Origin of the sequence: Allobosea sp. 47.2.35 (genome assembly GCF_024655635.1) — a bacterium.
In the GTDB taxonomy this organism is placed as follows: Bacteria; Pseudomonadota; Alphaproteobacteria; order Rhizobiales; family Beijerinckiaceae; genus Allobosea.
Map to the genome: position 1 here is coordinate 102,122 of NZ_JANLGI010000018.1, position 21,547 is coordinate 123,668.

General features: G+C 66.8%; 16 protein-coding genes. 10 read left to right on the forward strand and 6 right to left on the reverse strand.

Annotation, left to right across the window (positions count from 1 at the left end; translation table 11 throughout):
• Window positions 1–183: 183 nt before the first annotated feature.
• Window positions 184–432, forward strand: coding sequence for an RNA chaperone Hfq (gene hfq / locus NUV79_RS20165; RefSeq protein ID WP_038365847.1), 249 nt, complete (start codon window positions 184–186; stop codon window positions 430–432).
• Between the two features lie 73 nt (window positions 433–505).
• Entirely contained in the window at window positions 506–1,834 is a 1,329-nt protein-coding gene (gene hflX / locus NUV79_RS20170; protein ID WP_257734872.1) for a GTPase HflX, read from the forward strand.
• Between the two features lie 12 nt (window positions 1,835–1,846).
• Here hflX and mazG read toward each other — a convergent pair whose 3' ends face one another.
• Window positions 1,847–2,683 carry a nucleoside triphosphate pyrophosphohydrolase gene (mazG, locus tag NUV79_RS20175; protein WP_257734853.1) on the reverse strand — a complete coding sequence of 279 codons (837 nt, stop codon included), beginning with the start codon at window positions 2,681–2,683 and terminating at the stop codon, window positions 1,847–1,849.
• A 37-nt stretch (window positions 2,684–2,720) separates the two neighbouring features.
• Between mazG and arfB the strand changes: the two genes are divergently transcribed.
• The gene (arfB, locus tag NUV79_RS20180; RefSeq protein ID WP_257734854.1) at window positions 2,721–3,140 is read left to right on the forward strand and encodes an alternative ribosome rescue aminoacyl-tRNA hydrolase ArfB; all 420 of its coding nucleotides are present in this window, start codon (window positions 2,721–2,723) and stop codon (window positions 3,138–3,140) included.
• 1 nt (window position 3,141) lies between these two features.
• The gene (locus NUV79_RS20185) at window positions 3,142–3,717 is read left to right on the forward strand and encodes a regulatory protein RecX (protein WP_257734855.1); all 576 of its coding nucleotides are present in this window, start codon (window positions 3,142–3,144) and stop codon (window positions 3,715–3,717) included.
• Window positions 3,718–3,736: 19 nt separating this feature from the next.
• Here the strand turns inward: NUV79_RS20185 and NUV79_RS20190 are convergent, their stop codons facing one another.
• The 4 genes from NUV79_RS20190 to NUV79_RS20205 all read right to left on the reverse strand — a co-directional run bounded on the left by NUV79_RS20190 (window position 3,737) and on the right by NUV79_RS20205 (window position 8,357).
• Window positions 3,737–3,883, reverse strand: a complete 147-nt coding sequence (locus NUV79_RS20190) for a hypothetical protein (protein ID WP_257734856.1) — start codon at window positions 3,881–3,883, stop codon at window positions 3,737–3,739.
• 73 nt (window positions 3,884–3,956) lie between these two features.
• Window positions 3,957–4,931 carry a Bug family tripartite tricarboxylate transporter substrate binding protein gene (locus NUV79_RS20195; RefSeq protein WP_257734857.1) on the reverse strand — a complete coding sequence of 325 codons (975 nt, stop codon included), beginning with the start codon at window positions 4,929–4,931 and terminating at the stop codon, window positions 3,957–3,959.
• A gap of 217 nt (window positions 4,932–5,148) precedes the next feature.
• Window positions 5,149–6,936 carry a peptide ABC transporter substrate-binding protein gene (locus NUV79_RS20200; RefSeq protein WP_257734858.1) on the reverse strand — a complete coding sequence of 596 codons (1,788 nt, stop codon included), beginning with the start codon at window positions 6,934–6,936 and terminating at the stop codon, window positions 5,149–5,151.
• Between the two features lie 512 nt (window positions 6,937–7,448).
• Window positions 7,449–8,357, reverse strand: a complete 909-nt coding sequence (locus tag NUV79_RS20205; protein WP_257734859.1) for a LysR family transcriptional regulator ArgP — start codon at window positions 8,355–8,357, stop codon at window positions 7,449–7,451.
• 68 nt (window positions 8,358–8,425) lie between these two features.
• On the opposite strand from NUV79_RS20205, the gene NUV79_RS20210 reads away from it, so the two are divergent.
• Together NUV79_RS20210 and NUV79_RS20215 are read left to right on the forward strand one after the other, a co-directional pair.
• Window positions 8,426–9,052 carry a LysE/ArgO family amino acid transporter gene (locus NUV79_RS20210; RefSeq protein ID WP_257734860.1) on the forward strand — a complete coding sequence of 209 codons (627 nt, stop codon included), beginning with the start codon at window positions 8,426–8,428 and terminating at the stop codon, window positions 9,050–9,052.
• Window positions 9,053–9,249: 197 nt separating this feature from the next.
• The gene (locus tag NUV79_RS20215; RefSeq protein ID WP_257734861.1) at window positions 9,250–10,899 is read left to right on the forward strand and encodes an MFS transporter; all 1,650 of its coding nucleotides are present in this window, start codon (window positions 9,250–9,252) and stop codon (window positions 10,897–10,899) included.
• 48 nt (window positions 10,900–10,947) lie between these two features.
• On the opposite strand, the gene NUV79_RS20220 is transcribed toward NUV79_RS20215, so the two are convergent.
• Window positions 10,948–13,554, reverse strand: coding sequence for a bifunctional acetate--CoA ligase family protein/GNAT family N-acetyltransferase (locus NUV79_RS20220; RefSeq protein WP_257734862.1), 2,607 nt, complete (start codon window positions 13,552–13,554; stop codon window positions 10,948–10,950).
• Window positions 13,555–13,818: 264 nt separating this feature from the next.
• Between NUV79_RS20220 and NUV79_RS20225 the strand changes: the two genes are divergently transcribed.
• From NUV79_RS20225 to NUV79_RS20240, 4 genes are all read left to right on the forward strand, one after another.
• A complete protein-coding gene (locus NUV79_RS20225) occupies window positions 13,819–15,312 on the forward strand; it encodes an amidohydrolase family protein (RefSeq protein WP_257734863.1) in 1,494 nt (497 codons plus the stop codon).
• A gap of 5 nt (window positions 15,313–15,317) precedes the next feature.
• Window positions 15,318–16,238 carry a CobW family GTP-binding protein gene (locus NUV79_RS20230; RefSeq protein ID WP_257734864.1) on the forward strand — a complete coding sequence of 307 codons (921 nt, stop codon included), beginning with the start codon at window positions 15,318–15,320 and terminating at the stop codon, window positions 16,236–16,238.
• 510 nt (window positions 16,239–16,748) lie between these two features.
• Window positions 16,749–17,837: an efflux RND transporter periplasmic adaptor subunit gene (locus NUV79_RS20235; RefSeq protein ID WP_257734873.1), complete on the forward strand. Its 1,089-nt coding sequence runs from the start codon at window positions 16,749–16,751 to the stop codon at window positions 17,835–17,837.
• 4 nt (window positions 17,838–17,841) lie between these two features.
• Window positions 17,842–20,976: an efflux RND transporter permease subunit gene (locus tag NUV79_RS20240; protein ID WP_257734865.1), complete on the forward strand. Its 3,135-nt coding sequence runs from the start codon at window positions 17,842–17,844 to the stop codon at window positions 20,974–20,976.
• Window positions 20,977–21,547: the final 571 nt, after the last annotated feature.

Consider the following 21,547-nt stretch of genomic DNA (forward strand, 5'->3'; position numbering starts at 1 on the left):
GCACGCTACGCAGGCGGCATGCGTCTAAAGTCGGCAATGCTGCACTTGCGTTGCGGGCGAAGACGACGATCTAATGGAACATCGGTGTTCCGACGCTGGCGGAATGCGCCGCCGGCCTGAAACGGAACGAATTGGATCGCTGGATTTTAATCCGATCGGCGATCCCAACAACAGGGACTACCCATGGCCGCCGAGCGGGCACAGAATCTCCAGGACACTTTCCTCAACCATGTGCGCAAGCAGAAGATCCCGCTGACGATCTTCCTCGTCAACGGCGTGAAGCTGCAGGGCGTCGTCACCTGGTTCGACAATTTCTGCGTGCTGCTGCGCCGTGACGGTCACTCGCAGCTGGTCTACAAGCACGCGATCTCGACCATCATGCCCGGCCACCCGGTGCAGCTGTTCGAGCCCGAGGAAACGGACAAGAACTGATTTGGCGACAAGCCACAAGGACGACAAGGATCGGGCGGCCACGCGCGTCACAGGCGCGAAGCCGCTCGACGAGATCGAACGCGACATCGCGGCGAATACGCGCGCCTTCGTCGTGGGACCCTACCTGCAGAAGCGTGGCGTCGCCGTCGATGCCAACCAGCGTTCCTTCGCGGCGCGGCTGGACGAGGCCGTCGGCCTCGCGGCCGCGATCGACCTGACGGTCGTCGAGCCGGTGCAGGTGCTGCTGACCGCGCTGCGCCCTGCGACCTATCTCGGCAAGGGCAAGGTCGAGGAGCTGGCCGAGCGCATCAAGATCGAGGAAATCGGCCTCGTCGTGATGGACTGCGCCCTGTCGCCGGTCCAGCAGCGCAATCTCGAAAAGGCCTTCGGCTGCAAGGTCATCGACCGCACCGGCCTGATCCTCGAAATCTTCGGGCGGCGCGCCCGCACCAAGGAAGGCGCGCTGCAGGTCGAGCTCGCGCATCTGAATTATCAGAAAAGCCGATTGGTGCGGTCCTGGACCCATCTTGAACGCCAGCGCGGCGGCTTCGGCTTCCTCGGCGGCCCAGGCGAAACCCAGATCGAGGCCGACCGACGCATCATCCAGGAGCGGATGACCAAGATCGAGCGCGATCTGGAGAGCGTGAAGCGCACCCGCTCGCTGCATCGCGCCAGCCGGAAACGCGTGCCTTATCCGATCGTTGCGCTGGTCGGCTACACCAATGCCGGCAAGTCGACGCTGTTCAACCGGCTGACCTCGGCCGAGGTGCTGGCGCAGGACATGCTTTTCGCCACGCTCGACCCGACGGCACGCGCAATCAAGCTGCCGCATGGCGCGCGTATCATGCTTTCCGACACGGTCGGCTTCATCTCCGACCTGCCGACGCAGCTCGTCGCCGCCTTCCGCGCCACGCTGGAGGACGCGATCGAGGCCGACGTGCTGCTGCATGTCCGCGACGTCGCGCATGAGGACACGCAGGCGCAGGCTGCCGACGTGCAGGCGATCCTGCGCGATCTCGGCATCAATCCCGACGATGGCCAGCGCGTCATCGAGGTCTGGAACAAGGCCGACCTGCTCGATCCGGCCGAGCGCGAACGCCAGCTCGGCATCGCGACGCTGCGGCCGGACGGATCGCGTCCGGTCCTGGTCTCGGCCCTGACCGGCGAGGGGATCGATCGCCTGACGCGTTCGATCGAAACCCGCATCGCGCATAGCCGCCCGGTCTACGCGCTGGAGCTTGCGCCGGGAGACGGCAAGTCGCTCGCCTGGCTGCATGCCAATGGCGAAATCCTGCAGCGCGAGGATGGCGAGGATGGCGCGCTGAAGCTCACCGTGCGCCTGCCGCCGGAGCGCGAAGGGGCGTTCACGGCGCGTTTTCCTGAGGCTGAGCGGCGAGGGTAAGCCCCGCCGCAGCTAGCCGGTGGCCTTCTCCCGCTTCTTCACGGCCTGCCAGAGCGCTTCCATCTCGTCGAGACTGGCATCTTTCGCGGTCCGGCCTTCGGCTTCCAGCGCCGCCTCGATCGCCTTGAAGCGGCGTTCGAACTTGATGTTGGCGGCGGCGAGGCAGCCTTCCGGGTCGGCATCGGCATGGCGGGCGAGGTTGGCGACGACGAAGAGCAGGTCGCCGATTTCCTCATGGATCGCGGCCTTGTCTCCGCCGGCGAGCGCTTCGTCGATCTCGGCCGTTTCCTCGCGAATCTTGTAGAGCACGAGGCGGGCATCGTTCCAGTCGAAGCCGACGGTGGAGGCGCGTGCCTGCAATTTCCAGGCACGGGTGAGGGCGGGCAAGCTATGCGGCACGCCGGCGAGCACGCCGCGCTCCTCCGTCTGCGGCGGCAGCCCGGCCGCCTCGCGCGCCGCCGCCTTGGCAGCCTTCTCCTCGGCCTTGATCCGGTGCCAGAGCACCTTCACCTCGGCTGGCGAGAGATCGCGCGCATCGCCGAAGACATGCGGATGCCGGCGGATCAGCTTGGTGGTGATCGCCTCGACGACATCGGGAAAGGCGAAGGAGCCTTCCTCCTCGGCCATCCGGGCATGGAAGACGACCTGCAGCAAGAGGTCGCCGAGCTCATCCTTGAGGTCGAGCTTGTCGCCGCGTGCGACCGCGTCGGCGACCTCATAGGCCTCCTCGACGGTATAGGGCGCGACCGAGGCGAAATCCTGCTCCAGGTCCCAGGGGCAGCCGGTCTCCGGCGTGCGCAGGGCGGCCATGATCGCGATCAGGCCGTCAATCTCGCGAGAAGGCTTCACCGCTGCATGTCTCCGTGATTTGCAGTACGGTCCTTCCATGATTCAAGCCACCCCGTCCATCGCGATCGACGAGAGCGAGATCGAGGAAAGTTTCGTCCGTGCCTCCGGTCCGGGCGGCCAGCACGTCAACAAGGTCTCGAGCGCGGTGCAGATTCGCTTCGACGTGCGCCGCTCGCCGTCGTTGCCGAACGATGTCGCGATCCGCCTGATGAGGCTCGCCGGCAGCAAGCTGACGCAGGAGGGCGTGATCGTCATCGTCGCGCAGACACACCGCAGCCAGAAGCGCAATCGCGAGGAAGCGGTGGAGCGCCTTCTGGAGCTGATCCGGGCCGCTGCCGTGCGCCCGCAAGTGAGGCGCGCGACGAAGCCGACCAAGGCGTCGAAGGAGCGCCGGCTCGCCTCCAAGGAGAAGCGCTCCGGCGTGAAGGCCGGCCGGCAGAGGCCGGCTTCCGACTGACATGGCGGAGGGAGACGACAGGCGCCGGCGGGAGGCTCGCCCGGCCCGTGCGCCGCGGCGGATCACACCGGACTATCTCCAGCGCGCGGCGATGCATTATCTCGAACGCTATTCGGCGCCGGCCGCGCAATTGCGCCGGGTGCTGGCACGCAAGATCGCCCTGAGCTGCCGCCATCATGGCGAGGACCCGGCCATGCACGCGGCCGCGCTGGATGATGTCGTCTCGCGCTGCATCAGATCCGGACTGGTCGACGACCAGCGCTTCGCCGAGGCACGGGCTGCGACGCTCAGGCGCCGTGGCCGTTCGGCGCGGGCCGTCGCCGCCTCGCTCACCGCGAAGGGCGTGGGCCGCGAACTCGCGCAACAGGCCAGCAGCGCCGGTGACGATGAGGAACTGGCTGCGGCGCGGAAAGCGGCCCGGCGCAAGCGGCTCGGCCCGTGGTCGCGCGCCGATCGAACCGCAAGTCGCCAGAAGGATCTCGCAGCCTTGGCGCGGGCCGGCTTCTCGATCACAGTCGCCCGCGCCGTGATCGACGGTGCGGGCGATGAAGATGCGAATGACGGCGCGCTGATCTGACTGTAGAAGCCGCGCCGATTCAGGTCGGAATGCAGGTTTGCTTCGCAGCATCCCATGTCCCGTCCTGACAGGGCACGGTCGCGAACTCGGTGAGGAAGCCCACCGCCAGGAGCACGACAAAGGCGGCCAGCGCGATCGCGATGCCAATGACGGCCAGCCTCGCCATGCTCCATCCCGCCCGCATCAGGGCGCTCACTCAGGTCGATGCGGCACGGGAAGAACGGCCACAGCCGCCGGTCTCACTCCAGCTTAACCTGCGCCTCCTTGACGACCTTGCCCCAGCGCTCGACCTCGGCCGTGACGAACTTGCTGAAATCATCGCCGGCCAAGGTCGGGATCGGCGAGCCGCTCTTCTTCCAGACGGCGTCGATGGCGGGCGTCTTGAGCGCCTTCTGCACCTCACCGCGCATCCGGGTCACGATCTCGGCCGGCGTGCCCTTCGGCGCCCAGAGCGCATACCAGGTCGAGACTTCGTAGCCGTCGAGGCCAGCCTCCTTGGCCGTCGGCACGTCGGGCACAGCCTCGGACCGGGTCGGGGCAGCGACGGCGAGTGCGCGCAAGGCTCCGCTCTGGATCTGGGCGGCCGATGAGCCGAGCCCGTCGAACAACAGGTCGACCTGGCCGGCAACCGTATCCTGCAAGGCCGGTCCCGCGCCGCGATAGGGCACATGGGTCAGCTTGGTCTTGGTCGAGATCTGGAAGAGCTCGCCGGCGAGATGATGCGTGGTGCCGTTGCCGGCCGAGGCATAGTTCAGCTTCTCCGGGTTCTTCTTCGCGAAATCGACCAGCTCCGCGACAGTCTTGGCCTGGACCTTGCCGGGGTGGACGACGATGACCTGCGGCGGCTGGGCGATGACCGCGATCGGGATGAAGTCGGTCTGGATATTGTAGTCGAGCTTCGGATAGAGCGCCGGCGCGATGGCATGATGCGCCGCGCCTACGAAGAAGGTGTAGCCGTCGGGCTTGGCTTTCGCCGCGGCCGAGGCGCCGACCGTGCCGCCGGCACCGCCGCGATTCTCGATGATGATGCGCTGGCCAAGTTGCTGGTCGAGCTGGGCGGCGAGCGGCCGGGCGAAGGTGTCGGTGCCGCCACCGGCCGGGAAGGGCACGATGAAGGTGATCGGCCGGGCTGGCCAGGTCTCGGCCACGGCCGGCGCGGCCGCGAGCAGCGCGAAGGCCGCGGTCGCGAGGATCAGGTCTCGTTTCGTCGTCATCTGGATGCTTCTCCCTTGGTGCGGCGCTTCTCGGCCCCTGCCTTCGTGGCGGGCAGGGTGCAGGAGAGCCGGAAAATCGGCCGGGTCGCTCGTCGGTTTCAGGGCGAGCACGGCCGCGTCGAACCGGATGCGTGGAAGCATTCCCGGCCCTGTACGGGCCGGGGCGTCATCGGATCGGAGACCGGGCGAAACCCGGCCTCCGAAACAAGCGCGGCGATCAGCTGCGATACCAGCTCGCCAGGTTCCAGGTCGTGACTTCCCAGCCCGAGATGTCGGGCGTCAGGTTGTTGGCGGAAGCGCCGACGACCGTGCGCGACAGGACCGGGAGGATGACATTGGCCTCGCAGAAGATCTCGTTGACCTTGATCAGCAGCGCGGCGCGCTTGGCCGGGTCGAGCTCCTTCTGGGCGGCCTTGTAGGCCTTGTCGGCCTCCGGGTCCGAGTAGCGCGAGACGTTGCGGCCCAGCCACTTGTTCTCCTTGCTGGCGATCTCCCAGGAGACGAGCTGGTTGAGGAAGCGCTCCGGATCGGGCTGCGGCTGCGTCGTCGTGTACATCTCCATGTCGCAATACAGCTTGGTGTAGGTGTCGGGATTGGCGACGTCCGACGAGAAATACACCGAGGCCGTCACCGACTTCAGCTCGAGGTCGATGCCGGCGCGTTGGCACGCCTGCTTGATGATCGCCTGGGTCTTCTGGCGCGGGGCGTTGATCGAGGTCTGGAAGACGTATTTGAGCTTCTTGCCGTCCTTCTCGCGGATGCCGTCGGCGCCCTTCTTCCAGCCGGCGTCGTCGAGGATCTTGTTGGCCTTGTCGATGTTGAACTCGTACTTGAGCTTGGTCGACTTGAACTGCTTGGGCTCGTTGACGAAGCTCGCGGTCGCGACGCCGCCGCGGCCATAAATGAACTTCTCGATCGAATCGCGGTCGATCAGCAGGTTCATCGCCTGGCGCACCGCCGGATCGCTGAGCGAGGGGTGCTTGGTCTTGACGCTGGAGCGCTCGCCATCGACCTCGGTCCACGGATCGGTCGTGTTCAGGATGATGAACTCGACGTCGCCGCCCTTCACCGCGACGACCTTGCCGCGGCCGCCGGCTTCCATGCGCTTGAGGACCTCGTCCTCGACCTGCAGGTTCCAGGCATAGTCGTATTCGCCGGTCTGCAGGACGGCACGGGCCGCCGAGACCGCATCGCCGCCGCCCTTGACCTCGAGCGTGTCGAACTGCGGCTTGTTCTTGACGTGGTAGTTCTCGTTGCGCGCGGCGAGCACGATGTCGCCCGGCTTGAAGTCGACGAACTTGTAGGGGCCGGTACCGACGGGCTTGAGGTTCGCCGGGGCCTCGCGCGACTTGGCGCCCTTGTACTCGCCGAAATGGTGCTTCGGGATGATCATGCCGGCGACGCCGACGAAGGGGTCAGCCCAGAACGGGGTCGCTTCCTTGAAGATCACCTTGATGGTGTGGCTGTCGATCTTCTCGACCTTGATATTGGCATAGGAGCCGGTGGTGTAGGCGGCGGTCGCCGGATCGGCGGCATATTCCCAGGTGAAGACGGCATCGTCGGCCGTGAACGGCTTGCCGTCATGCCATTGCACGTCCTTCTTGAGCTTCCAGATGACTTCCTTGCCGTCGGCGGAGAGGCCGCCATTGGCCTTGCTCGGGATTTCGGCCGCGAGCTGCGGAATGAGGTTGCCGTCCTTGTCCCAGCCGGCGAGCGGCTCGAAGAAGATGCGGGACGCGATCTGGTCCTTGGTGCCCGAGGCGAAATGCGGGTTCAGCAGCGTCGGGGCCTGCCAGAGCAGGATCTTGAGCGGCCCGCCGCCACCGGCCTTGGTCGGCTTGTAAGGGTCGGCCGGCTGGGCCATCGCGACGTCGTTCCAGGCGAGGATCTGGCTCGCCAGCGGTGCCGTGATGCCTACGGCCGCCATTCTCTGGATGAAGGATCGTCGCGACAGCGAGCCGTCCTTCACACCCGCGACCAGGCCGCGGATTTCCTCTTCCTTCATGGGTTCCCTCCACCTTTCAGCATAAACGGTGCCCCGGCATTCGGTGCCGTGTTTTCGTTGGCGCGCCAGCAATGCATGGCCGGGCGCGGGCGTCCAGTCGGCGAATGGACGGAGCATGCCGGCAATGACGCCGATGCGCATCGCCCACCGGCGAGAGGCGGCCGGCAGAGCGTCAAACCGAGCAATCAGCGCTTCTTAGCGGGATATTCTCGTAAGAATTGCCGCATGCGCGCAATTTTACATTCCGAATTGAACGCAATTTGAGAGTTCTCGGCCATTGCTGGCCCCGCGAGCATATGGCTGCGGGGGTTCATGTTCACGCGATACCTCACCTTCGTCTTCCTGGTGGGCTTGAGCGCGCTCTTCTTCACGAGCGGGCGCTCTGAAACGCCAAGTGACGAACTCCGAAAGGGCTTGGTACACGCTGCGGCAAAGGCCGGCTGAGAGGGCTTTGTCCGATTCGGCTGTGGCTAACGACAGCTGAGCCGGTCGTCTCCTTGGCCGCGCGCACACTATACGTCCGGCGCAAGCTTTCGCAGCTGTCGAGCAGCCACCGTCTTCACGGCTTTCGTCATGGCGTCGAGCAGCCGCGTGTTCAATCGCGTGCATTGCCAGTTCAGCGGCACGGCTATCCGGTGGAGCGGCAGCAATTCGACGAGCCGTCCCTCGGCGATCAGCGGCGAGGCCATGGTGATCGGCGCCATCGACCAGCCCAGGCCTGCGAGCGTCAACTCCAGCATGCCGTGGGTCGAAGGCGCCCAATGCGTCGGCGGCAACGGGGTCGCGCCCCAGACCTCCCGCATCCAGCGTGATTGCAGTTCATCGCGCCGGTCGAAACGCAGCATCGGCGCGGATTGCAGGCTCGGGCCAGCAACGCCCTCCGCGAAATGGCCGGCATTGAACGCCGGGCTGGCGACGGCGGCATAATCCAGCACGCCAAGCGGATGGATCTTGCAACCGGCCACAGGCGCGAGGTCAGCGCTGACCGCAGCCACGACTTCACCGGTGCGAAGCCTTTCCGTGGTATGGGCTTCGTCATCCAGAACCAGGTCCAGCAACGCACCTGTGTCAGCCGTGAACTGCGCGGCAGCGTGCGGAAACCAGGTGCTGAGGCTGTCGGAATTGACCGCGACGCGCAGCGTCGGCGTAGTTTCGCCAGCCCCTGCGAGGCCCTGCAGATCGTCCGAGATATCGGCTTCGAGCAGCCTGACGCGCTCGATATGGGCATGGAGCTTGGCGCCGATCGGTGTCGGCAGGCAGGGTGCTCCGCGCGTCAGCAAGGTTGCGCCGAGGCGTTCCTCCAGCCCCTTCACGCGTTGCGAGACCGCCGAAGGGGTGACGCCGAGGGCCGACGCAGCCTTTTCGAAGCTGCCTTCGCGCAGGACGGCTGCCACCGTGGCAAGCGCCAAATAGTCGAGCATTAGCCACCCTAATTCTGACTTAGAGAATGTAGTTAGACTACGCCGACTCGCTCAGGCATCAAGCCGCCATGAGCACATTGTTTCTCCCCGCCTTCGCCAAGGGCTTTGCGCTTTCGGCAGGACTGATCATCGCCATCGGCGCGCAGAACATGTTCGTGCTCAGGCAGGGTCTCAAGCGCGAGCATGTCTGGCCGATCGTGCTTTTCTGCGCAGCCGCCGATGCGACGCTGATCGTCGCCGGCGTCAACGGGCTGGGCGCGTTGCTCTCGGCCGTGCCCGGCCTCTCGGTCGCGCTGAGCCTGGGCGGGGCTGCCTTCCTGATCTGGTATGGCTATGGCGCCTTGCGCCGTGCCATGGCCTCGTCGAGCCTGGTCGTCGAGCAGGAGGCCGGAATCTCGCTTGCCGCCGCGCTTGCCGGCACGGCCGCCTTCACGTTCCTGAACCCTCACGTCTACATCGATACGGTCATGCTGATGGGCGCGATCGGCGCGAGCCTGCCGGTGGACGAGCGGCCTTGGTTCGTGATCGGCGGCGCCTGCGCGAGCTTCGCCTGGTTCGCCGCGCTCGGTTTCGGCGCCCGTTTCCTGGCGCCGGTCTTCTCGCGGCCTGCGGCCTGGCGCGTTCTGGATCTGCTCATCGCGATGATGATGGCAGCTCTCGCCATCAGCCTTTTGCGCGGCGCTTTCGCCATGTGATCAGGCCGCCACCTCCTTGCTCGGATGAACTCTTCCGGGCTGGGAGGCGCCTGTCGCGGGTGACGAGCCCATCGTCCGGCAGACCGCCGCCATCCGCTGATGGCGCTTCTCAAACAGGATTCGAGACGTAAGAGTCCGGCGTCAGGCTCGGAATCAATGCCGGCGCCCCATGAACAGACGTCGGATCTAAGCCGGTTATGGATGCACGAAAGCCTGCGGCAGGCACGGGGCCGTTTGCGCCGCTCAACAACCTGACGTTCCGGGCGATCTGGCTTGCCGGGCTGATCTCCGGATTGGGATGGCTGATCCAGACCATCGCCATGAGCTGGCTGATGGCGACGATCACGCCCTCCAGCGTGATGGTCGCTCTGGTTCAGGCCGCGACGAACCTGCCGGCCTTCATCCTGTCGATCTTCGCCGGCGCCATCGTCGACAATTTCAACCGCCGCAAGGTGATGCTGGTCGCGCGCTCCCTGATGGCCTTGACGGCCGCCACGCTGACGCTGCTCGTCGCGCTCGGGCTGATCAATCCCTGGATCATCCTGTTCTTCAGCTTCCTGGCGGGCTGCTGCATCGCCTTCAACGATCCGGCCTGGCAGGCCTCGGTGGGCGACATCGTCGATCGGAAGGACCTCGCCGCGGCGGTGACGCTGACCTCGGTCGGGTTCAATACCGTGCGCAGCGTCGGGCCGGCGCTCGGCGGCATCATCCTCGCGACATTCGGCCCCCTGACGGCCTTCTGCCTCTACACCCTCGGCCATTTCGCGCCACTGATCGTGGTTTGGCGCTCCAAATGGAAGGTGCCGGAATCGCGGCTGCCGCCCGAAGCGATGCTGACGGCGATCTCCGACGGCATTCGCTTCACATCGCTTTCGTCCGAGATCAAGACGGCATTGGCGCGCGGCTTCCTGTTCGGCCTTGCGGGCATCGCCATCCTCGCGCTTCTGCCGCTGGTGGTCCGCGATCAGCTGAAGCTGGGAGCCGTTGCCTACGGCGTTCTCATGGCCGGCTTCGGCGCCGGGGCGCTGCTGGCGGGGCTTTCCTCGACGGCGCTCCGGCGCAGATTGTCGGACGAGCAGATGCTGAAGCTGGCTTGCATCGCCTGCGCGACCTGCACGATCAGCCTTGCGCTGACCCAGACCGCGGCCGTCGCCGCCGTCGCGCTAATGCTCGGCGGCGCCGGCTGGGTCCTGGGATGGTCGGGCCTGAGCATCAGCGTGCAATGGGCGAGCCCGCGTTGGGTCGTCGGACGGACGATCTCGCTCTACTACGCGCTCACCTCGTTCGGGCTCGCCGTCGGGAGCTGGCTCTGGGGCATGGTCACCGAGAGCTATTCCCTGAGCTTCGCCTTGCAGGCATCGGGCGCGGCATCGCTCGGCGTCGCCGTTCTCGGCGTGCTCCTGCCGATCCACCAGCGCAAAGACGCCGATGTATCGACGCCCGATCACGTCGAGCCCCCCGAGATCAGCCTCGACGTGAAGCCACGGAGCGGACCGATCGCGGTCAAGATCGAGTACCGGATCGCGGCCGATCAGGTCGAGCCGTTCCTCGCCCTGATGCTGCAGCGCCGGCGTGCGCAGGGACGCAACGGAGCGCGCCGGTGGATCCTCACGCGCAATCTGCACGACACGGCGATATGGACCGAGACATTCCGCACGCCGACCTGGAACGACTATCTGCGTTTCAACTACCGCCAGACCGCGGCCGACAGGATGCTGAATGCCAGCCTCGCCGAGCTCCATATGGGCCCGGGCGGGCCGGGTGTGACGCTCGCGATCGAAAGACCCACCGCTGCGCCGCGAAAAGCTGAGATCTTCAGGTCCGAAACGCCCAACAGCTCGGCGTGAGCGCCCGCTTTGGGCCTCGTTTCTTTCCAGATGTGCAGGAGGTCTGCTTCAGCCGCTCTTGGGCGACCGGCGCTTTCGAGCGGGGCGGCGTTCTGCTGGCTTGCTGCCCCGCTCCTTGCCCGCGGCCTTGCGCAAATCCAGCGCGACGCGCCTGACGGAGGTATCGTCCGGATCGAGCGTGATCTCGAATCCCAGATCGCGACAGAGCGCGAGCATCGGCGCGTTTTCCGCGAGAACCTGGCTATGGACGCGCTGCAGCTTCTCCGCCCGTGCCCAGTCGAGGATCAGCTCCATGAGGGCCCGGCCGAGCCCGATGCCCTTCAGGTCGGAGCGCAGCAGGATCGCGTACTCGGCCTCGACATGGCCGGGGTCGGCATGCAGGCGAACCGCGCCGGCCGCTTCCCCGGTGCCTTCCTCGATGGCGATGAAGGCAATCTCCCGCGCATAATCGAGCTGGGTCAGGCGGGCGAGAAAGGCGTGGCTGAACGATTTCAGCGGCGCGAAGAAGCGCAGCCGCAGGTCTTCCGCCGTCACCCGCCCGAGCATCGCGCCGATGGAAAGCTCGTCCTCCGGCTTCATCGGGCGAACGAAGAAGCGCCGCTCGCCGAAGGCAAGCTGCAAGGTCCAGCTGCCGGGATAGGGCCGGATCGCCGGCCGCCGGCGGCGTGTGGGATCGGGCTCCAACACGACACGGGCATCGACCGCGATGACACCGCTCGCATCGGCCAGGATCGGATTGAGGTCCATCGCGCGAATCTGCGGCAGCGCCGAGGCGATGTTGCCCAGCGCCACCAGAACAGCGGCGATCGCACGCCGGTCAGCCGCGGGAACATCGCGATAGGCGGCCAGTATGCGCGACACCCGCGTCCGGGCGATCAGGTTCTCGGCCGAGGCAAGGTCGAGCGGCGGCAGCGCGACATGCGTATCGGCGATGAGCTCGGCTGCCGTGCCGCCGCGCCCGAAGACGATGACCGGCCCGAAGCAGGGGTCCACTGAAAAACCGGCGATCAGCTCCCGCGCCTTGCTGCGATGCGCCATCGGCTGCACCAGGAAACCGGCCAGCTGCGCCTCCGGCCGCAACTGGCGCAGGCGCTCCGCCATGCGGGCGGCGGCCTCCCGTACGGCATCCTCGTTCGCAAGGTCGAGCTCGACACCACCGACATCCGATTTATGCGCGATATCGGGAGAGACGATCTTGAGGGCGACCGTGCGGCCGGCCGCGAACTGCGCCTTGGCCGCTTTAGCGGCAGCCTCCGCATCCGCCGCGATGACGAGGCCGAGCGCCGGAATCCGGAACAGGGCCAGCAGCTCCGCGACCTCGTCCGGTTCGAGCCAGCTGCGCCCTTGCGCGATCGCCCGATCGACGAGCGCGGCAGCGGTAACGATATCCGGCTGATCACTGTCGTCGAGCGCGGGCGGCGTCGCCATCAGCTCCTTGAGCAGCCGCGCATGACGCGTCAGATGCTGGAAGCCGAGGATAGCGTCCTGCTCCGTCGAGAAGGAGGGAATGCCGGCCGCGGCAAACGTCCCCGCCATCTCCTCGCCGCCGCCGACCCAAACCGCCAGCACCGGCTTGCTCGCGGGCGACGCGGAACGCGCCTCGGCCATGGCCCGCGCGCAATCTACGGGATCGTCCGGCGCGAGCGGGGCGTTGAGCGCAAGCACGGCATCGACGTCGCTCTCGGCCAGCAGGCGGGTCGTCGCGTCGCGGTAGTCCTGCGCCGTCCGGACGATCACCGGCTCGCGGCGCTGTTGCTCCATGCCGCCGGCCCGTCGCAGCCGCGCTGCGGCCAGTGCCGCCAGCCCCTCGCCATTGCTGACGATCGCCAGCCGGCCGGCATCCGCGGCGCGGGCGCGGCCCAGTGTCTCGGCGGCGGCAAAGAGCTCATCGAGATCGTTGACGCGCAGCAGGCCTGCCCGATGGAAGGCGGCGTCATGCGCCGCGTCGCTGGTCACGATCAGAGCGGAATGCGTCAGGGCCGGCCAGGGCGGCTCCGGACGCGGCGGCCGCAGCACCAGCACCGGCTTCAGCCTTGCGGCGGCGCGCGCCGATGAAAGAAAGCGCGTCGCGTCGGTGACGTCGTCGATCGCGAGCAGGATCGTGCGCGTCGCGGAATCGGCGCCGAAATGATCGAGACCGTCGGCGATATCGACATCAGCGCCTTCACCAAGGACGACGGCGCCCGAGAATCCGATTCCGCGCCGCGCGGCCCAGGCCAGGATTCCGGCCGCTACGGAATTCGACTGCGCGACAAGGGCGAGCGAACCCGTCGCCAGATGGACCGGGACTGCGGTCGCGTTCAGACCGAGGCGTGGCGCGGCAAGGCCGAGCGAAGACGGCCCGATCAACCGGACACCGGCCGCGCGGGCTGCGCTTCGCAGGCGCTCGGCATCGGCACTGTTTCCGTCAGGTACGAGAAGCCCGGCGCTGCCGGTTTCAACCAGCCATAGCACCTGCTCCACATGGGCAGCCGAGACGATCAGGAGGTCGTAGGGCCGCAAGGGCGGAGCGACTTTACCGGCGGGAAGCACCGTGAGCTCGCCGCGATAGGATTGCGAGCGGATTTGTGCCGCGAGCACATCCGTTTCAGGAGAGCCGGCGATGAGCGTAATGGTCCTGGGTTCAAGCGCGCGTCGGATCAGAGCGAGCGTCATCGATCGGCGTTTCCGTCTTCGAGGCGGCGAGCAGACGCGATTCCCGGCAATCGGGCCAGCCGTACTTTGCGCGTATCCGATATGGCTCTGATGCCCACTCGGTACGCCAGCACTCCAGGAAGCGTGCGCATGCTTGGCCTGCATGATCGACCACAGCCATGCGCCGGGCGGCGCTCTTGCCCCGGGAATTCCGGATCGGCCAACATCGGGGCCGGCAATGGCTGCGGCCGGACCAGGCATCCAGGGAACGAGAGGCGAGGGCAGATGAGCGGACTCTTGATCGCGGGCGGCCGCGTCGTCGATCCTGAAAGCGGCCATGACGGCGTCGCCGATGTCGCCATCGCCGACGGAAAGATCGTCGCGATCGGCTCCGGTCTCGGCACCGCCGAACGCGTGATCGACGCGCGGGGGCTGATCGTCGCGCCCGGCTTCATCGATCTTCACGCCCATGGCCAGTCGATCCCGGCCGACCGGATGCAGGCTTTCGATGGCGTCACCACCACGCTGGACCTCGAGGCCGGCGTGCTGCCGGTCGCGTCCTGGTATCGCCGGCAGGCGGAGCAGGGCCGCATCCTGAACTACGGCGCCGCCACGAACTGGGCCTTCGCCCGGATCGGCGCGATGATCGGGATCAATGAGGAATCCTCGCTCGAAGCGTTCGGGCGCGCCATGCGTGATCCGCGCTGGATGGACAATATCTCCTCACCCTCCGAGCAACAGAACATCCTCGACCGCATCGCGGCAGGGCTCGACGAGGGCGGCATCGGCATCGGCATCCTGAACGCTTACGCGCCCGGCGCCGGCGTGCAGGAGCTGACGGCGCTCTGCCAGCTCGCCGCCGAGCGCGGCGTGCCGACCTTCACTCATATCGCCTACATGGCGAACACCGATCCGAAGAGCGCCGCGGAGGCCTATATCCGCCTCATCGGCTATGCCGGTGCGACTGGCGCGCATATGCACATCTGCCACTTCAACAGCTCCAGCAAGACCGATGTCGAGCGTTGCGCGCGTCTGATCAGGAAGGCGCAGGAACAGGGCCTGCCGATCACGGTGGAAGCCTACCCCTATGGCACGGGCTCGACCGTGATCGCCGCCGCGTTCTTCAGCGACCCGGAATTCGAAAGCCGCAACGACACGCGCTACCAGCAGATCCAGCTGGTCACGAGCGGCCGCCGGATTCAGGACCGCGACGACCTGCTGACGGCGCAATCCGAGGATCCGTCGCAGCTCGTCCTCTGGCATGTGCTCGACACCGAGAACAATGCCCGCCACCGCGACATGCTCGATCTCTCCGTGCTGTATCCCGGCGGCGCGATCGCATCGGATGCGATGCCCTGGTCGATGCCGGACGGATCGACCTATACCGGCGATGCCTGGCCTCTGCCTGAGGAGGCGACCTCGCATCCGCGCTCATCCGGCACCTTCACGCGCTTCCTGCGCCATTGGGTGCGCGAGCGGCAGGCGATCGGGCTCAGCGAGGGCATCGCGAAATGCACGTTGATCCCGGCCGAGATTCTGGCCGCAAGCACGCCCGCGATGCGCGAGAAAGGCCGATTGAAGGCCGGGGCCGACGCCGATGTCGTCGTCTTCGACCTGGACACGCTGACCGACCGGGCCGAGTTCTCGTCGATGAACCGCCCGGCCGAGGGCGTCCGGCACCTCGTCGTCAGCGGCGAGCCGGTCATCGCCGACGGGCTCATGAATGTCGCAGCGAGGCCCGGCCGGCCGGTGCGCCGCCCCTTCGGCACGGCAGCGTAGCGGCCATGCCGGTTCCGATCCTGCTGGTCACGGGCTTTCTCGGGGCCGGCAAGACGACTTTGGTCAACCGCATCCTGCAGCAGGCCGACGGCCGCCGCATCGCGGCCGTCGTCAATGATTTCGGTGCGATCAATATCGATGCAGAGCTCATCGTGGGCGCAGAGGACGGGGTCGTCAGTCTCGCCAATGGCTGCATCTGCTGTTCGCTGGAAGGCGACCTGCTGCGGACGCTCTCCAACCTCCTGCGGCGAGCCCCGCGGCCCGAAGCCATCGTGATCGAGACCAGCGGCGTCGCCGATCCCGAGGACATCATCCGCAACCTGATGGATCCGGTGGTCTGGCGCGAAGCTCCGCTAGAGACGGTGCTCTGCGTCGCCGACGCCACTTCACCGGAGCCGGACCTCGGCGATCCCTTGCTCCTGAGCCAGCTGCGCGTCGCCGACCTCGTCGCCATCAGCAAGGGGGACCTTGTCGACGGGCCAGCCCTCGACGCGCGCCGCCGCGCCCTGTCGCAGATCAACCGCAGGGCGGCCGTCATCGAGGCGACGGGCGGCGATATCCCGCTCGATCTCGTCTTCCCCGAGGTCGGGACGGTCCGCGAGCGGACGATGCGCCCGAAACGGCCAAGCATCGAGCGCTTCGAAAGCTTCAACTGGACATCCGAGGAACCGATTTCGCTCGCGGCCTTCCAGCAGGCGATCGGCCGGCTCGCTTCCCGGCTCGTCCGCGCGAAAGGCATACTCGACACGATCGGGAAGCCGGATTGCCGCTATCTCTTTCAGCTCGCGGGCGGACGGGCCACGCTGGCACCGCTCGATCGGGACGATCCGGGGCAGGGCGGCACGCGCATCGTCTTCATCACGGAGATCGGCAAGATCACACAGCCCGAGATCGACGAGATCTTGAGCGGGGCAAGACGAGATTAGGGACAGGTATCGCCCCGGGGCGCAGTGGTTTCCACGGTTGAACGCTTCGATCTGCTGGTCTCTCGCAGTGAGACGGCCGACGCGATCGGCGTGCCACTTCCGGTTTCGGCCAGGGCGCCGACCGTGGAAGCGGTGTCCGTCGAACAATGTTCCGCTATAGGCCGCTAAACACCAATGAAAGCGAAAAATGTAACCAGAGGTTACACTTGCCGATCGCACTAGGCCGCCTTGGACCTCGCCCGCGCCGACAGCTTCGGCGGGATGGACGGGATGGTGTGCGCGCATCAACGTTGCGACCAAGCGAACGGCCGCAACCGCATCAAAAGCCCGCAACAAGACCGTAGCGCTCCTGATAGAAAACGGACATTGTCGGCAGGGGATAGATTGTTCTCTCCGCGCGGGTCGATCACGTGCGAAGCGAACTGGCTAAGGGAGTGTCGGATGTCTCGTTCTCCGATGACGTGGGTGAAGCGCAACCCGACCGCCTCTCGCCTCTCCTCGGCAACGCTCATGGCGCTCTTCGCGCTTGGTCTCGGGGCAAGTGCCCTGGCCCAGCAGCCGGCGCCCACTGCCGTTCCCGTCGGCACCGTGATGGCCGAGAAGCGCGCCATCACCCAGACTGCCGATTTCGTCGGGCGGATCGAGGCGGTGAACCGTGTCGACATCCGCGCCCGCGTCACCGGCTATCTCGAAGAGGTCCTATTCAAGGACGGCGCCACCGTCGCCGAGGGGGCTCCGCTGTTCCGCATCGAGCGCAGCCCGTTCGAGGCCGCGGTAGAGCAAGCGCAAGGCGCGCTCGAGAAGGCCCAGGGCGCCCTCCAGAACGCCACGGTGCAGCGCCAGCGCGCCGAGGACCTGCTGAAGACCAGTGCCGGCTCGGTCGCCATCCGCGACCAGCGCGTCGCCGAGGAGAAGGGCGCGCAGGGCGACGAGACCACGGCCGCAGCCAATCTGAAGACCGCCCAGATCAATCTCGGCTACACCGAAATCAAGGCGCCGATCGCCGGCCGGATCGGCCGCACCAAGTTGACCAAAGGCAATGTCGTCGGCCCCGATACCGGTGTGCTCGTCCAGATCGTCAGCGACGACCCGATGTATGTCACCTTCCCGGTCAGCCAGCGCGAATTTCTGGCACTGAAGACGAACCGTTTGCCGACAAATGGCTCCGCTCCGCTCGTCAGCCTGAGATTCTCGGATGGCTCGACCTATGAGCAGAAGGGCCGCGTCGATTTCGTCGACGTCTCGGTCGAGCGCGCCACCGACACGGTGCTGGTGCGCGCCACGCTACCCAATCCCGCCGGCAAGCTCCTGGACGGCACGCTGGTGCGCGTCGGCGTCCAGGCCGACAAGAGCGAGGAGAAGGTGCTGGTACCGCAATCGGCGCTGATCGCCGACCAGCAGGGCTCCTATGTCTTCGCCGTCGAGGACGGCAAGGCGGTTGTGAAGCGCGTCAAGGTCGGGGCCGAGGCCGGCTCCTATGTCGTGATCGAGCAAGGGCTCGTCGGCAACGAGCAGATCGTCATCCAGGGCCTGCAGAACCTCCGGCCGGGCGTGCCGGTGCTGGCCTCGCCCGTGACCCTGACGACCGGCCGGAGCTGATCCCATGCTAAGCTCCGTCTTCGTCGACCGGCCCCGGCTGGCGATCGTCATCGCGCTCGTCACCACGATCGCCGGCCTGATCTCGCTGTTCGCGATTCCCGTCGCGCAGTATCCCGACATCGTGCCGCCGCAGATCTCGGTGCGGGCCGTCTATCCCGGCGCCTCTGCCGCGGTGGTCGAGCAGACCGTCGCCCAGCCGATCGAGGCCCAGATCGTCGGCACCGACAAGATGCTCTACATGAAGAGCGTCAGCGGCAATGACGGCAGCTATTCGCTGCAGGTCTCGTTCGAGCTCGGCACCAATCCCGACATCAACAACGTCAACGTCAACAACCGCGTCCAGCTTGCCCTATCGAAGCTGCCGCAAGAAGTCCAGCGCAGCGGCGTGACGGTGAAGAAGCAGTCCTCGGCGCTGCTCGGCGTCATCGCGGTCTATGCGCCGAAGGGCAATTACGACACGCTCTTCGTCTCGAACTACGTCACCATCAACCTGCTAGACCCGATCAAGTCGACGGCCGGCGTCGGCGATGCAGCGCTGTTCGGCGCGCAGGATTACGCCATCCGCGCCTGGGTCCGCACCGACGCCCTGACCGGCCTGGGCCTCACCACCGGCGACGTCATCGCAGCCATCCAGGGCCAGAACGCGCAGGCCGCGGTCGGCCGCATCGGCGCCCGCCCGATCTCCGACGACCAGCAGCTGCAGCTCAACATCCAGACCAAGGGCCGCCTGACCTCGCCGGAGGAGTTCGGCAAGATCGTGCTGCGCACCAATGCCGACGGCTCGATCCTGCGGCTCTCGGACGTGGCCCGTCTCGAGCTCGGCGCCGCCAATCTCGACCGCGACACCCGCTTGAACGGCGGCCCGGCCGTGCTGATCGGCGTCTACCAGGCGCCCGGCGCCAACGCCCTCACCGCGCTCGAAGCCGTCAAGAAGACGATCTCCGACCTCGAGAAGTCCTTCCCCGACGACCTCGCCTGGAAGGTCACCTACGATCCGACCGCCTTCGTCACCGCCACCATCCACGAGGTGCAGAAGACGCTGATCGAGGCGTTCGTCCTCGTCGTCCTCGTCGTCTACCTGTTCCTCGGCAATCTCAGGGCGACGCTGATCCCGACCGTCGCCGTGCCGGTCAGCCTGGTCGGCGCCTTCGTCGTGCTCAACGCCATCGGCTACTCCGCCAACACCGTCTCGCTGCTCGCCGTGGTGCTCGCCATCGGTATCGTCGTCGACGACGCGATCGTCGTGATCGAGAACGTCGAGCGTGTGATGGAGGAGCACCCTGAGCTGACGCCGGCCGAGGCGACCAAGCGCGCCATGGGCGAGATCGTCGCCCCGATCATCGCGATCACGCTGGTGCTGCTCTCGGTCTTCGTGCCGGTCGCCTTCATTCCCGGCATCTCCGGCGAACTCTTTCGGCAATTCGCCGTCACCGTCGCGGTCGCGATGGTGCTCTCGGCGATCAACGCATTGACGCTTTCGCCGGCGCTCTGCGCCATCCTGCTCAAACCGCATCACGGGCCGCGGCGCGGGCCGATCGGTTATGTCATGCGCGGCATCGACTGGACGCGCGACCGCTATGGCAACGGCGTGGCGCGCCTCGTGCGCGTCTCGGCCATCAGTCTTGTCCTGACCGCCGGCTTCGGCGCCAGCATCTACGCCATGAGCCGCGTCACGCCGACCGGCTTCCTGCCGGAGGACGACCAGGGCGCCTTCTTCGTCGTCGCGCAATTGCCCGACGGTGCCTCGGTCGCCCGGACATCGGCGCTCGCCGCCGAGGTCGAGGGCATCCTGAAGACGGAAAACGCGATCGCCGACTATTCCACGGTTATCGGCCTCAACTTCATCGACAACTACTCGCAGCCCAATGCCGGCTTCTTCGTGGTGACGCTGAAGCCGTTCGACCAGCGCACCAGTCGGGAGGACTCGGCTTCGGCGGTCATCGCCCGTCTCGCCCAGAAGTTCCGCGCGGTGCGCGCCGGCAACGTCGTCCCGATCGCGCCGCCGCCGATCATCGGCCTCGGCACCGGCGGCGGTTTCAGCTATGTGCTGATGGATATGGGTTCCGCCGATCCCAAGGCGCTCGGCCAGGCGCTGCGCGGCCTGACGGTCGCCGCCAATCAAGAGCCGCAATTGCGGCGGGTGTTCTCGACCTTCTCGGATTCGGCGCCGTCGATCTATCTCGATATCGACCGCGACAAGGTCCAGATCCTCGGCGTCGCGCTGAGCGACGTCTTCCAGGCGCTGCAGGCTTCGCTCGGCGGCTACTACGTCAACGACATGAACCTGTTCGGTCGCACCTGGCAGGTCCAGGTCCAGGCCGACGGCGCCGATCGCGCCTCGGTCGACGACATCTACCGCATCAATGTCCGCAGCCGCGCCGGCGACATGATCCCGCTGCGCTCCTTCGTCGAGGCGAAGGTCGTGGTCGGTCCGCAGGCGCTGATCCGCTACAACAACCGCCTCGCCGTGACGCTGCAGGGCTCGCCTGCTCCAGGCGTCTCCTCCGGCCAGGCCCTGCAGGCGATGGAAGCGGTCGCGGCGAAGACCCTGTCGTCGGGCTATCGCGGCGCCTGGACCGACGTCTCCTTCCAGGAGAAGCGGGCTGAGGGGCAGACGGGGATCATCCTCGCCTTCGCGCTGCTCTTCGCCTACCTCTTCCTGGTCGCGCTTTACGAGAGCTGGACCATCCCCGTGCCGGTGCTGCTCTCGGTCGCGGTCGGTATCCTCGGAGCCTTCCTCGCGATCGTCGTGGCCGGGCTGACGCTCGACCTCTATGGCCAGATCGGCATCGTCGTGCTGATCGGCCTCGCCGCCAAGAACGGCATTCTGATCGTCGAGTTCGCCAAGGAGCTGCGCGAGAAGGGCCATCCGTTGCTGCACGCAGCGACCGAAGGCGCACGGCTGCGCTTCCGCCCGGTGATGATGACCTCCTTCGCCTTCATCCTCGGCCTCTTGCCGCTGGTGATCGCGGAGGGGCCTTCGATGCTCGCCAGGCGCCATGTCGGCACGCCCGTCTTCGGCGGCATGCTGGCGGCGTCCCTGATCGGCATCTTCGTGATCCCGGCGCTCTACGTCGTCTTCCAGTCCTTGCGCGAGCGCCTGCGGCCCTCGACACGGCCGAAGGAGGAGCAGGCCTGAATTCGGGCTGCACGGGATCGAGGATCGCGCACCCTGCGCCCGCCACCGAGCGTCTGTCATGGAACGTCGCGGTTCTGGCCGAGGCCACCTGTCCGTTGGCGACGGGCGGAACTCTAGCGCCTTCGCGCTCCCGGGGCATGGATGTCCGAGCCGGGATCTCCTGGCGGGCGTAGAACGGCCCGAACCGCGGTTGATGAGCGCTCTTCGCGCAGTCCTGGGCACCCGATCAGGCGGTGCGAGCGAGGCAGGTCGCAGGCTGCTTCGGGTTCTGGCGAAAGCCGAAGTGGAAGCCGAGCGCTCCCGGCGATGGCGCCCGGCGCTGGCGGGGCAGTGTTCAAGCCCACGGTGCAGCCGACAGGCGGGATGTTGCAGATCGCCTGGGATCAGGGATTGGAGAGCTTGTTGGTCGGATGGAGTCACAACTGGGCACCAGCCTGGCTAAAGGGCAGATACCTTGAGCGTTTGCCCTGAGTGTCCGCTGTCCGGCATCGGGCCAATGTCCGCACCTGTGAAGGATTTCGGATGCTGGCCCGTGCGAGCGGGTTTGGACCGGGCTGAGGGCCGGCGTCCG

Bases quoted from the DNA above. Each gene is read 5' to 3' on its own strand.
- NUV79_RS20185 (WP_257734855.1), top strand. From the start codon at position 3,142: ATGGCGGAGGGAGACGACAGGCGCCGGCGGGAGGCTCGCCCGGCCCGT.
- NUV79_RS20205 (WP_257734859.1), bottom strand. From the start codon at position 8,357: ATGCTCGACTATTTGGCGCTTGCCACGGTGGCAGCCGTCCTGCGCGAA.
- NUV79_RS20200 (WP_257734858.1), bottom strand. From the start codon at position 6,936: ATGAAGGAAGAGGAAATCCGCGGCCTGGTCGCGGGTGTGAAGGACGGC.
- NUV79_RS20195 (WP_257734857.1), bottom strand. From the start codon at position 4,931: ATGACGACGAAACGAGACCTGATCCTCGCGACCGCGGCCTTCGCGCTG.
- arfB (WP_257734854.1), top strand. From the start codon at position 2,721: ATGATTCAAGCCACCCCGTCCATCGCGATCGACGAGAGCGAGATCGAG.
- NUV79_RS20235 (WP_257734873.1), top strand. From the start codon at position 16,749: ATGGCGCTCTTCGCGCTTGGTCTCGGGGCAAGTGCCCTGGCCCAGCAG.
- NUV79_RS20210 (WP_257734860.1), top strand. From the start codon at position 8,426: ATGAGCACATTGTTTCTCCCCGCCTTCGCCAAGGGCTTTGCGCTTTCG.
- hfq (WP_038365847.1), top strand. From the start codon at position 184: ATGGCCGCCGAGCGGGCACAGAATCTCCAGGACACTTTCCTCAACCAT.
- NUV79_RS20225 (WP_257734863.1), top strand. From the start codon at position 13,819: ATGAGCGGACTCTTGATCGCGGGCGGCCGCGTCGTCGATCCTGAAAGC.
- NUV79_RS20230 (WP_257734864.1), top strand. From the start codon at position 15,318: ATGCCGGTTCCGATCCTGCTGGTCACGGGCTTTCTCGGGGCCGGCAAG.
- NUV79_RS20220 (WP_257734862.1), bottom strand. From the start codon at position 13,554: ATGACGCTCGCTCTGATCCGACGCGCGCTTGAACCCAGGACCATTACG.
- NUV79_RS20240 (WP_257734865.1), top strand. From the start codon at position 17,842: ATGCTAAGCTCCGTCTTCGTCGACCGGCCCCGGCTGGCGATCGTCATC.
- NUV79_RS20215 (WP_257734861.1), top strand. From the start codon at position 9,250: ATGGATGCACGAAAGCCTGCGGCAGGCACGGGGCCGTTTGCGCCGCTC.
- NUV79_RS20190 (WP_257734856.1), bottom strand. From the start codon at position 3,883: ATGGCGAGGCTGGCCGTCATTGGCATCGCGATCGCGCTGGCCGCCTTT.